The 12,498-nt window shown below is 35.5% G+C and carries 13 protein-coding genes; 2 read left to right on the top strand and 11 right to left on the bottom strand.

Annotated elements, in window-relative coordinates; genetic code table 11:
* Positions 1-36: 36 nt before the first annotated feature.
* The 11 genes from nadA to aspS form a co-directional block, all read right to left on the bottom strand.
* Entirely contained in the window at positions 37-1,095 is a 1,059-nt protein-coding gene (nadA, locus tag CF67_RS00665; protein ID WP_034413076.1) for a quinolinate synthase NadA, read from the bottom strand.
* A 138-nt stretch (positions 1,096-1,233) separates the two neighbouring features.
* The gene (gene ybgF / locus CF67_RS00660; protein ID WP_034413074.1) at positions 1,234-2,016 is read right to left on the bottom strand and encodes a tol-pal system protein YbgF; all 783 of its coding nucleotides are present in this window, start codon (positions 2,014-2,016) and stop codon (positions 1,234-1,236) included.
* Between the two features lies 1 nt (position 2,017).
* A complete protein-coding gene (pal, locus tag CF67_RS00655) occupies positions 2,018-2,551 on the bottom strand; it encodes a peptidoglycan-associated lipoprotein Pal (protein WP_034413072.1) in 534 nt (177 codons plus the stop codon).
* 42 nt (positions 2,552-2,593) lie between these two features.
* Positions 2,594-3,937: a Tol-Pal system beta propeller repeat protein TolB gene (gene tolB / locus CF67_RS00650; protein ID WP_034413070.1), complete on the bottom strand. Its 1,344-nt coding sequence runs from the start codon at positions 3,935-3,937 to the stop codon at positions 2,594-2,596.
* Positions 3,938-3,960: 23 nt separating this feature from the next.
* Positions 3,961-4,680 (bottom strand): cell envelope integrity protein TolA, encoded by a 720-nt coding sequence (gene tolA / locus CF67_RS00645; protein ID WP_242633198.1) that lies wholly within the window; start codon positions 4,678-4,680, stop codon positions 3,961-3,963.
* A 117-nt stretch (positions 4,681-4,797) separates the two neighbouring features.
* Positions 4,798-5,241, bottom strand: coding sequence for a biopolymer transporter ExbD (locus CF67_RS00640; protein WP_034413065.1), 444 nt, complete (start codon positions 5,239-5,241; stop codon positions 4,798-4,800).
* A gap of 3 nt (positions 5,242-5,244) precedes the next feature.
* Positions 5,245-5,925, bottom strand: coding sequence for a protein TolQ (gene tolQ, locus CF67_RS00635; protein WP_034413063.1), 681 nt, complete (start codon positions 5,923-5,925; stop codon positions 5,245-5,247).
* Between the two features lie 205 nt (positions 5,926-6,130).
* Entirely contained in the window at positions 6,131-7,135 is a 1,005-nt protein-coding gene (gene ruvB, locus CF67_RS00630; protein ID WP_034413061.1) for a Holliday junction branch migration DNA helicase RuvB, read from the bottom strand.
* Between the two features lie 70 nt (positions 7,136-7,205).
* Positions 7,206-7,817, bottom strand: coding sequence for a Holliday junction branch migration protein RuvA (gene ruvA, locus CF67_RS00625; protein ID WP_034413059.1), 612 nt, complete (start codon positions 7,815-7,817; stop codon positions 7,206-7,208).
* Between the two features lie 54 nt (positions 7,818-7,871).
* Positions 7,872-8,372 carry a crossover junction endodeoxyribonuclease RuvC gene (gene ruvC / locus CF67_RS00620; RefSeq protein ID WP_034413057.1) on the bottom strand — a complete coding sequence of 167 codons (501 nt, stop codon included), beginning with the start codon at positions 8,370-8,372 and terminating at the stop codon, positions 7,872-7,874.
* Positions 8,373-8,564: 192 nt separating this feature from the next.
* A complete protein-coding gene (gene aspS, locus CF67_RS00615; RefSeq protein WP_034413055.1) occupies positions 8,565-10,340 on the bottom strand; it encodes an aspartate--tRNA ligase in 1,776 nt (591 codons plus the stop codon).
* Between the two features lie 201 nt (positions 10,341-10,541).
* Here aspS and cmoA point away from each other — a divergent pair, with 201 nt between their 5' ends.
* Positions 10,542-11,273, top strand: a complete 732-nt coding sequence (gene cmoA, locus CF67_RS00610; RefSeq protein WP_034413053.1) for a carboxy-S-adenosyl-L-methionine synthase CmoA — start codon at positions 10,542-10,544, stop codon at positions 11,271-11,273.
* Between the two features lie 63 nt (positions 11,274-11,336).
* Complete coding sequence (gene cmoB, locus CF67_RS00605; protein WP_034413051.1) at positions 11,337-12,308, top strand: tRNA 5-methoxyuridine(34)/uridine 5-oxyacetic acid(34) synthase CmoB; 972 nt, start codon at positions 11,337-11,339, stop codon at positions 12,306-12,308.
* Positions 12,309-12,498 lie beyond the last annotated feature (190 nt).

Here is a 12,498-nt window from a genome sequence, read left to right as displayed (position 1 = left end):
ACACTTACTAATGATGGAAACCATCAATAAAAAAGTCTAGAACCCAGATGTCGAACTATACTTTTCAGTGAGCTTCTCAGCAAAATTCAACATACGGTTTAACGGGATTAATGATTTAACCCGTAGCTTTTCATCAATAAATATTTCATTCTCTTGACCATCTAATAATGCTTCTTCAATTCCTTTAAGGCTGTTTATCGCCATCCAAGGACAGTGAGCACAACTCCGACAAGTCGCACCTGGACCAGGTGTTAAAGCTGATATAAGCTCTTTTTCCGGAACTAGTTGTTGCATTTTGAAAAGGATACCTTTATCTGTTGCAACAATCATCTGATTTTGTGGCAATTCTTTTGCTGCTTTAATTAATTGACTTGTTGAACCAACAACATCTGCAAATTCAAGAACACTCATTGGTGATTCAGGATGAACCAAAACAGCAGCATCAGGATAAAAAAGTTTCATTTTACGTAAAGCATCTATAGAAAATTCATCATGCACAACGCATTCACCTTGCCAAAGTATCATTTCTATACCTGTTTTATTGGTAATATACGAACCTAAATGACGATCAGGACCCCAAATAATTCGCTCACTTTTGGAATCTAAATATTCAATAATTTCTAAAGCAACACTAGATGTTACAACCCAATCTGCACGAGCTTTTACAGCAGCTGAAGTGTTTGCGTATACTACAACCGTATGATTCGGATAAGCATCACAAAATTTGCTAAATTTATCTGCAGGACAACTAAGGTCTAGGGAACATTCAGCATCAAGCCTAGGCATTAAAACGCGCTTTTCCGGAGTTAAAATTTTAGCAGACTCTCCCATAAAACGAACACCTGTAATAACCAAAGTACTCGCTGAATGAGAATTACCAAATTTTGCCATTTCAAGTGAATCTCCAACAAAACCACCAGTACTTTCAGCTAAAGCTTGAATTTCAGGATCAGTATAATAATGCGATATCAAGACGGCATCTTTTTCTTTTAGCAATGTTTTAATTTCAGTTATACAGGCTTTCTTTTCTTTCTCTTTTAATGGAAAAGGTTTTTCTGGAAAGGAATAACTCGGCTTAACGACATCGTAATTCATTGATCTAGCTCCATACAACCTTAATCCGAACATTCTACACTCTAAATGATTCAAATCAATCACTTATCATAGCAGAGTAACTATGTTTTTTAACACAGTCACTACATCTGAATTTAATTCAAGCAAACTATTGAAGCGTTAAGATAAGTCCTTTAATTTTTTTTTAATAAAATCAGCTAAAGCGCTACTCGGATACTCATCTAGAACCTGTTGATAATATTTTCTTGCTATTACTTCATTATTATTTCGTTTTTCAATATCTCCCAGCTTCATTAGTGCATTAGAACGCTTCTCATATTCTTTATATGTAATCACGGATAAAAAATTTTCCTTAGCCTTTTTATCTTGTTTTTTGGCAAAATAAAGCTGACCTAACCAATAATATACGTTAGGTAAAAAACCAGAATTTGGATAATCTTTTTGAAATTTCTCCAAGATTAGAATAGATCCAGAGTAATCTTTTTTCTTTAAAATTAAATCCACTGCATACTGATAAGCTTTCTGTTCATCAGTATTGCTATAATCGACGATGGATTTAGATCCTGATGCATCTTTGGCAATAACAGTATTTTGAATCACTTGATTGACTTGGTCAAGTTCTATGAACAGTTCTTGTTGACGATAAAGCATTTGTTGTATATCGTAATTGCTCTTCTCTAATTGACCGCGAAGTTGACTAATTTCTAGAGACATCTCGTCAATTTGTTTCTGTATCTGCAATTGCATTTTATTGCGATTAATAAATAATTTTTCCAAACGCTGAAGACCCCTTTCCTTAGAATGAATACTTTGTGTGTTTTCAAGAAAAGATTCAGCATTATTTAAATCCGATACTGGCGCTGGCGCAGAGAATAATGGACCTGCACCAACCAACAACATTACTAAAATCATCCTAGCATTAAGAAAATTTACTTTCTGCATGTTAATACACTAAAACTGCTCGTCGATTTTTGGCGTACGCATCCTCAGATTGACCTAATAAAATAGGCTTCTCTTCTCCGTAACTTACAAGGGAAATTTGTTCAGCCTGAACACCTAAAGCCTGTAAATAATCGGCCACAGACTTTGCACGACGTTCACCTAAAGCAATATTGTATTCTGGAGTACCTCTCTCATCAGCATGACCCTCTATCGTCAATTGAACATCCGTGTTTTTGCTTAAATAAGCTGCATGATACGATAACATTTCTTCATAGTTTTTTGTAATAACAAAATCATCAAATGCAAAATAAACTATTTTGTTTTCACGAAGAAATTTCTCCTGATACTCCTCCTCTGTAAATTCTCTATTTTCATCAACAACCGAAACAACTGATGTATCCAATCCAAATTTACTTTGTTTAAGCTTCGAATTAGAATTGAACATTTCATCATTGTTATAACTTGAACTGCATGCTATTAAAGACAGCATAGATAGCACAAAAAATACCCCTTTAAAAAAGTTACTAAACTGCATCTTAATTTTTCCTTACTATTAAAGACTTATTGATATTTCTTGCTACAAAAACGGAGACCAAGCAGGCGCCCTAACGCGCCGATTTGTTACCGGTAATCTAGCTTTAAAACGTCCGTCTATCGATACCATAGAAAGCACATTAGTTTTATTATAAATAGAGCTATAAACCACCATATCACCATTAGGAGCAATGCTTGGCGATTCATCAAGCAAAGTATTTGTAAGAATTTGTACTGCCCCAGTTTCTAAATCTTGCTTGGCTAAATTAAAACCTGAATTACTGCGGTTTACCATTACAAGGAAACGTCCATCAGGAGTAATCTGTCCACTTAAATTCTCACTTCCTTGAAAAGTCAAGCGATTAGTCTCGTAACTTGCTAAATCTACTTGATAAATCTGCGGTTTACCACCCCTATCAGAGGTAAAAATCAGAGATTTCCCATCAGGATGCCAAAATGGCTCAGTATTATTCGATCGATCTGTTGTAATACGAGTTAGTTTACGAAGAGCAAGATCTAATGTATAAACCTGTAAGCTACCAGTTTGAGACAATACTAAAGCTAAACATTTACCATCAGGAGAAAATCTCGGTGCACCATTATGGCGAGGGAATGATGTTATCTTTTTTCGCTTACCAGTAGAAACATTTATTATGAAAATCTCAGCTTGACCATTTTGGAAAGTAACATAAGCTATATTTTTTGAATCCGGCGACCAATCAAGCGACATCAAAGGTGCTTTAGAACCCAAGATCAATTTTTCATTATAACCATCGTAATCAGAAACTTTTAATTGATATGGATAAAAATCTTCATCTTGGATAACCACATAAGCAATACGAGTTAAAAAAGCACCTTTTTTTCCAGTCAACGCCTCATAAATAAGATCTGATATTCGATGTGCATACTCTCTTAATTTTCTTTTTGGAATAATAGCACGCTTGTTAAACAAGATATGATCCCTAGAATAACTCGGCTTTCCAAAAGCGCTCCTATTTTGTCTTTGCATCAACTGACCGCGGACAACATCGATTAACTGATAGCTAATGGTATAGCTATCTTTATCACCTTCAGAGATCGAACCAGCAAACAACACATCAACACCTAACTCTATCCAAAGATCAAAGTTCATATCTAATTCAAAATAAGATTTCTCTGAAACTTCAGAGATCGCAATAGGACTAAATTTACCACTGCGTTTTAGATCTGAGGCTACTACAGCAGCAATATCTTCTGGTGGCTCAGTTGTAGCATTCCAGCTCAAAGGTAGTATCGCTATTGGACGAGCAGAATTAATGCCCTCAGTAATAACTAACTCTAAAGCAGAATCTACTGATCCTATACTGGATATCCCTACTAAGAAACCTACAATTAATCGCCCTAACACAAACTTTCCTTTTCACTCATAACTCACGGTACCACTGTTAAATTAATATTTTTTAACCTTTCTACTATATCAGCTTCCTTAGGAAGAGGAAAAGTTCCTACCTGGGTTATTGCGCGTTTCGCTGCTGCACATAAACTACTATAACCATCAATAATATGTAATCCTCCTACTATCGCTCCTGAACCGGTAGGTATTAAGTTAAGATGGACACGGCAAGATTTTCCATGAAAGCTTTCTTCTTTTAAAAATTTTTTTTGAATAAGTTGAACATAAATTAACCCATAGCGATCTACTTCGTTAGAAATATATCGAGCACGATCTGATGTATTTTGTTTGGCTTCTATCTCCAATTCTTCAAAAATATTCCTCAATGCGGCTTCTCGCTCTCGACGCTCTCTTTCAACTTGAAGTTTTTTTGCTTTCTTCTTAGTTTTTAAGTCAATGTTTCGTTGATATTCTTTTTCTATACGAGCTTGTTCTGCCTCTTTTTTTCTAATCAGTCTTTGTTGCTCAATCTTATGCATCTCCTCTTTTTTCTGTCTCTTAAGATTTCGAACTACCCTCTCTTTATTTTCACGATCTTTCTCAAGTTTATTAATATTTTTGCGCAATTGTTCTAAATATGTTTGTTCTTTCTGAATAAGAGCCTGGCGCTCTTTATAAATCTGCTCTGCATGCCTTTTGACTAATTCCTGATCTACTACAACAGATTGAAGTTTGTTGGATATCACAGGTTTCAGCACAATGCTACTCTCTTCTCTGAGTAAAAACAGAAATAAGATATGAAAAAATGTTGATAAAACAACAGGTTTTATATAACTATCTTTTTTTCTTTTCCGAGTGCTCATGAATAATGAATCTTATTCCATCGTATCCGTTGTTAGCAAACCAACTTTTTGAACATGAGCTTTGCTTAGCTCATTAAGCAAAAAAACAACTTTAGAATAAGATACCCCAGCATCAGCTCCAACTAGTACTGATGCACTAGGTTTCAGCAAGAGCTCCGCTTTAACTTGCAATAGAATATCTTGGAGAGAAAGATTTCGTTGAAATTCTTCAGTGTTAACACTCAATCCTAATTTGCCTTCTTTATTAATCTCAACAATAATGATATTGCTCTCTCCTTCTTTAAATTCAGAATCAGATTTACCCCTTGATATTTTTGGTAACTCAACATCTATATCTTGAATAGCGAGCGGTGAAGCTACCATAAAAACAATAAGCAGAACCAATACAACATCTATATATGGAATAAAATTGATCTCTGCGATCATATTTAGCTTTTTAGGTTGATAGCTCAGCATGCTTCACTGCCTCAATAAAACTAGACGATATAGAATGCTATAAAACTCTTCAGAAAAGGTTGAATAACTATGCTCAAGTTTACTAACTTTACCGCTAAAAAGATTGTACGCTATTACAGCTGGAATTGCGGCAAATAAACCCATTGCGGTCGCAATAAGCGCCTCAGCGACTCCTGGAGCGATCATCATAAGAGTTGCTTGTTTCGCATCTCCTAATGCGATAAAAGAGTGCATGATACCCCATACAGTGCCCAAAAGACCCACATAAGGACTAATGGAAGCCACGGTTGCAAGTAACGGAAGATTTCTTTCTAATTTCTTAACGGCTTTCGCAACTGTTAGAAACATTGCACGACCTGTATTTTCCATTACGAAATTAGGAGAATCACTATTCGATTTGCGCAAACGTAGAAATTCTGTAAAACCTGAGTAAAAAATTTCTTCAGTGCCAGAAATTGCCTCTTTGCGTTTTTTTACATCCTGATAAAGACTTGATAGGTCCGAACCAGACCAAAACTTATCTTCGAATAGGTCTACATTTTTTGAGGCACGTAATAGAGTTCTACTGTTTTTTAAAATTATTGTCCAGGATAAAATTGACATGCCCAAAAGAACGGTCATAACAATTTTAACTAAAAAATCAGCTTGTAAAAACAAATTAAAGATTGAAATATTAACTACCACTACAATCTCCTAAAACATAGATTTATGGCTGAGTTCATCAATACATGCTCCAATCATGAAAGCGATGATCATCAAAATACATGCACCAATCATTAGATGCAAATGCGCAACATTGATCCATCACAGATAACAGAAAATGAAAAAAATCTGAGTATTAAAACATTTAAATCTACTAAAACTTCCGGAGCAAATTATAGAAAATATTTTATTTTTCGAGCTTAAAATGGAGATAAGCCTTATCCGTTGCAATTCTACCTCGTGGTGTACGTTGCAAATATCCTTGTTGTATTAAATATGGTTCCAATACGTCCTCTATAGTATCTTTCTCTTCACCAATAGCTGCTGCCATATTATCAAGACCCACAGGCCCTCCAGAAAATTTCTCCATTATTGCTAATAATAGCTTTCTATCCATATAATCAAAACCTTCTACATCGACATTGAGCATATTCAGTGCTTTGTCAGCTACATCAGCACAAATATGTCCATTAGCTTTTACCTCAGCATAATCTCGAACACGACGCAACAAACGATTAGCTATGCGCGGTGTCCCACGAGCACGATGAGCTATTTCTAGTGCACCTCCAACTTCTATAGAAAGATTTAGATAATCTGCACTACGTTGTACAATACTTTGTAAATCATTCACTTTATAATACTCCAAACGTTGAGTGATACCAAAACGATCACGCAAAGGAGGAGTCAATGATCCAGCCCTAGTTGTAGCGCCAATTAAAGTGAAAGGTGGAAGATCAATTTTAATTGATCTAGCCGTTGCTCCTTCACCTATCATAATGTCTAACCGATAATCCTCCATTGCTGAATAAAGTACTTCTTCTACCGTAGGAGCTAAACGATGTATCTCATCAATGAACAGCACATCATTTTTTTCTAAATTAGTTAAAAGTGCTGCTAAATCACCAGCTTTTTCGAGTACTGGACCAGAAGTTGCTCTAGTGTTTACTTTCATTTCATTAGCCACAATATTAGCCAATGTGGTTTTACCTAACCCGGGAGGGCCAAAAATCAGCAAATGATCTAGTGCTTCATTGCGTAACTTAGCCGCTTTTATAAAAATTTCCATTTGACTACATACATGCCTTTGACCTCGATAATCAAGTAATTTACTTGGACGAATTGCCCTATCAATAATACTCTCTTCTTTTAGAAGAGCAGCATCTAATGATACCGAGCGATCAAATTCAACCATGAATGTTCCCTATTATTAATGAAAATAAGAATTTTATAAAGATAAAGATAAAGATAAAGATAATAAAAAATCAAACCATTGCTTTGAGGGCCTCTCGAATTAAATTTTCGCTTGTCATATCTGGCTTGGCAATCTTAGAAATAATTTTCAACGCTTGAGTTGGTTTATATCCCAAAGCTAACAAAGCACTAATAGCTTCTTTAACATTAGATGACACTGGTGTTAAATTAGAATCGCAGGAAGTTACATCCATTTTGGAAGTAAACAAATCGGTATTCCAAATCTTGAGTCTATCTTTCATTTCAATTATTAAGCGTTCTGCTGTCTTTGTACCAACACCAGGCAACTTAATTAGAGTCGATACATCTCCCTCCTTAATACACGAAACAAATTGACTTGCTGTCATACTATAAAGAATACTTAACGCTAATTTCGGGCCAACGCCATTAACTTTAATCAGTTCCCGAAATAAAGCTCTCTCTTTAATTGTATTAAAACCATAAAGCAATTGAGCGTCCTCACGCACTATAAAGTGAGTATAAATTGCAACTTTTTTACCAACGCTCGGAAGTTTACAAAAACAACTTATTGGCATTTGCACTTCATAGCCAACCCCATTTACTTCGATTAACAACTCTGGAGGTTGCTTTTCAACAAGCAAACCCAAAAGATATCCAATCACAAAAAACTCTCGTTTAAAAATTAAAATATCACGTAATAATCTTTTTTTTATACATTAACTACTTTTTTGAGAAACTAATAACCCGACATTCTTACTTGAACTTGCATGACAAATAGCAACCCCAAGAGCATCAGCAGCATCTGACTGTGGATTAGCAGAAAGCTTCAGTATATGCCTAACCATACACTGAACCTGAACTTTTCCAGCTGAGCCCGTACCTACCACCGCCTGTTTAATTAATCTAGCAGCATATTCATATACGGGCAATTCTACATTTGCTGCTGCAACAATAGCACTACCACGAGCTTGACCCAATTTAAGAACTGAATCAGCATTTTTAGCCATAAAAACCTGTTCAATAGCAAGGACATCAGGACGAAACTGAATAATAACTTCGGTGATTCCTACATATATTCTTTTTAGTCGCCCTGGTAATTTTTGTTCTGAAGCACGAATACATCCGCTGCCCAAATATTGGAGACAAGGACCTCGTTGACGAATGACTCCATAACCTGTGATCCGGGAACCCGGGTCAATTCCCAAAATAATTGACATAAACAAATCCTAATTTTATACTTAATTTTCAAAATAATCCGATGAAGATTTATAATTAAGAGATCCTTTTTTATTTCGCAGGTCGTAAAAATTTCTGACATATAAAATTCAGCCAATAATTTGAGCCCTGTTTATCGTTCATCCAATTTTTTCTTCTGTTAGATGCATTCAAGTCTCAGTTAAAACTTCATATCATATCTTATTTTTTTCTGTTTTAAGAACTAATGCTAGTTCTTTAAGTGATCCTGGTTTTATAAAATTTGGAGAATCAGTCAATAGGCACGTCGCTGAAGTTGTTTTCGGAAATGCAATAACATCACGAATACTTTCAGCCCCGCAAAGTAGCATAACTAATCGATCTAAACCGAATGCAAGACCAGCATGTGGAGGCGCACCAAATCTTAATGCATCTAGCAAAAAACCAAATTTTTCTCGCTGCTCTTGCTTTCCAATTCCTAAAACATCAAACACTGCTGATTGCATTTTCTCTCTGTGAATTCGAACAGAACCACTCCCAATTTCATAGCCGTTCAAAACCATATCGTATGAATTTGAATACACAGAAATAGGATCAGATTTCAATGCTTTTACATCTACGTTCATAGGTGATGTAAATGGATGATGCATTGCGTGCAGTTCACCTTTTTCATCTGCTTCAAACATCGGAAAATCAACAACCCATAAAGGTGCCCATGTAGAGTGATTAATTAATTTTAAATCTCTACCCAATTTCAGACGAAGAGCACCTAATGCTTCTGTAACAACTTTAGCTTTATCTGCAATAAACAAAATGATATCACCAGACTCAGCTTGAGTATTTTTAAGAATATTATTGATTGTTTTTGCACTTAAAAATTTACTAAATGGTGATTGAATCATCGTATGCAGATCAGAAGTACGATCATTAATCTTCATCCATAGCAAACCTTCTGCTCCATAAATACTGACAAATTTACTGTAAATATCTATTTCCCTACGACTCATTGTTGCACCTCCAGGAACACGGATAGCTGCAACACGACCTTTCTTATCATTAGCAGGAATTGAAAATATTCTGAAATCAACATTTTTTACAAGTTCTGCAATATCAACTAATTCTAATGGATTGCGTAAATCGGGCTTATCAGAACCAAAACGACGAATAACTTCATTAAAAGAGAAGACTGGAAATTCAACAAGATGAACATCCAATAACTCTTTCCAGATATCACGAATCATTTTCTCAGTGATATGCCGAATTTCTTCGGATTTCACAAACGACATTTCAATATCAACTTGGGTAAATTCTGGTTGACGATCCGAACGTAAATCTTCATCACGAAAACACTTAACAATTTGATAATAACGATCGAAGCCTGATATCATGAGCATCTGTTTAAACAACTGTGGAGATTGCGGAAGTGCGTAGAAAGCACCTTGGTGCACACGGCTTGGTACTAAATAGTCGCGAGCACCTTCTGGAGTGGATTTCGTCAAAACTGGAGTTTCAATATCTAAAAAGTCGCTATTGTCTAAAAAACGACGGATAAAACTCGATACTCGAGCACGTAATTTAATACGATTTACCATCTCTGGACGACGTAAATCTAAGTAACGATATTTAAAACGCTGCTCTTCGGAGTTTTGTTGCTTAAAATCCAACGGTGGGATGTCGCTTCGGTTGATTATTTCCAAGCTAACAGCAAAAACTTCAACTCGACCCGTTGCCATTTCTGTGTTAATTTGCTCTTGAGAGCGAGCGCGTACCTCCCCCTCTACTTTAATGCAAAACTCATTACGTAGCTGATTGGCAATCTGAAAAACAGGAAACACGTTAGGAGAGACGATGACCTGAACAATACCTTCGCGATCTCGCATATCAACAAAGATAAGACCACCTAAATCACGACACCGATTAACCCAACCATAAAGCTTCACCATTTGTCCAGACAAGGATACGCTCAGTCTACCGCAATAATGGGTGCGCATAATAAACCTCAAGCATTTAACAAGGACGAGATTAAAAAATAATGGGGAGCATAATACGATATCTTGAATACAATAGCTATCTATAATCTTTTAGATGCTTTGAAATTCTCTTCAATTTATTCGCATGACAGTACCATAAATCTACCCTAGAATGCGCTTACATCATCCACACCTTATTCACTTGAATTAACTTGATAGATTATGAAAAACAATAGAGATACTATCTTTTCAACCCAGATCGACAAAATTAGTCACTTTGCTTTCGAGGAAAATATTGTTAAAGTTTTTCCAGATATGATTGAACGTTCTATACCAGGTTATAACAATATCCTTTCAACTATCGGTATGTTGGCTAAACGTTTTGTTAAACCGCATTCAAAAATATACGATCTAGGCTGCTCTCTAGGTGCTGCAACACTTTCAATATGTCGTAGCATTGATCAAAAAGGTTGTTGCATTATCGCAGTAGATAACTCAAAATCCATGGTTAAACACTGCAAATTTCGGCTTAAAGCATCTCAATCTGATGTTCCTGTTAAAGTACTCAAGAAAGATATTCGTAACATTGAAATTACTAATGCTTCTTTTGTAGTATTAAATTTTACATTACAATTTCTTGCCCCTGAAGACAGGTATTCTTTACTCAAAAAAATTTACTCAGGACTTTGTTTTGGCGGTATGGTAATTTTATCTGAGAAATATACTTTTGAAGATACTGTCTCTCACGGGATTTTAACCGAGCTTCATCACAATTTTAAACGCTCAAACGGATACAGCGAGCTAGAAATCAACCAAAAAAAAAGTGCAATTAAAAATGTAATGCGTCCGGATTCAATTCAGATTCACAAGGCACGTTTTAAAAATATTGGTTTTTCAAGTAGCGAAGTTTGGTTTCAGTACTTTAATTTTGGTTCCATATTCGCGATAAAATAAAACTAGCTACTTATTTGTCAATCCAATCTCAATATCTATTTAATATTAGGTGATTCACTAAGCATGTTTAACTTTTCAAATTTTTATCAACTTATTGCTGAAGATATTCGTCTTCAACCATGGCTTAATACGCTCCCTCAACAACTAACGAATTGGCAAAATATGAAACACCGTGATTTTGAATCTTGGCTTTACACCTTAAAACAAATTCAGGAGGGTAAACCAGACAATATTGACCTAAAAAAATCAGTTTCATTATCTAATAATGAACCTCTGACCCAAGAAGAATTTAAAGAACTTGAAAAGCTTCTGAAAACACTCCGACCATGGCGTAAAGGACCATATAAAATTCACAACATTCATATTGATGCTGAATGGAAAAGTGACTGGAAATGGGATCGTATTCTTCCTCATATTTCACCTCTTAAAAACCGACTTGTATTAGATGTAGGTTGTGGCAACGGCTATTATATGTGGCGTATGATAGGCGAGGAAGCCAAGCTATGCATAGGCATAGATCCTTCGCGTCTTTTTTTTGTCCAATTCGAAACTATTCGAAAATTACTTGGAAATAATCAACGTTCTCATTTGGTACCTTTAAATATCAATCAGCTTCCTAAATTAAAGGCGTTTGACACGGTTTTCAGTATGGGTACATTGTACCATCGTCGTTCACCTCTTGATCACCTAATTCAGTTAAAGGATCAGCTCGTTTCAGACGGTGAATTAGTTCTAGAAACACTAGTAGTTGAGGGTAATGAGACTACAGCATTAGTTCCAAGCGATCGGTACGCACAGATGCGCAACGTATATTTTTTCCCTTCAACCAAAGCGTTGAAAATATGGCTTGAGCGAACTGGATTTAAAAATGTGCGTATAGTAGACGAAAACATTACAACAACAAAAGAACAACGTACAACCGAATGGATGCAACAAAACTCATTGTATGACTACTTATCTCCAAACAACCCAACAAAAACAATAGAGGGTCATCCGGCTCCCAAGCGGGCAACTTTGATTGCCAACAAGGTATGATTGAGAACATTTTTCATAGAAATATAAATATCAAAACACTTTTAAAATTTAAATAACTAATTATTCTACTATATTCTTGGAGAAGGATCATATCCTTAAAGTCAAGGAGATAACCTGTATATTATTAAGTATGCAAAATGCTTGTGCTTCATTTCTTGAATGAACATCATATTTTTTTTTTTTTTTTTTT

Origin of the sequence: Candidatus Photodesmus blepharonis, assembly GCF_000731795.2 — a bacterium.
Classification (GTDB): Bacteria; Pseudomonadota; Gammaproteobacteria; order Enterobacterales; family Vibrionaceae; genus Vibrio; species Vibrio blepharonis.
Note: the sequence above shows the minus strand (reverse complement) of the source record. Positions and strands in the feature narration are given on the sequence as shown.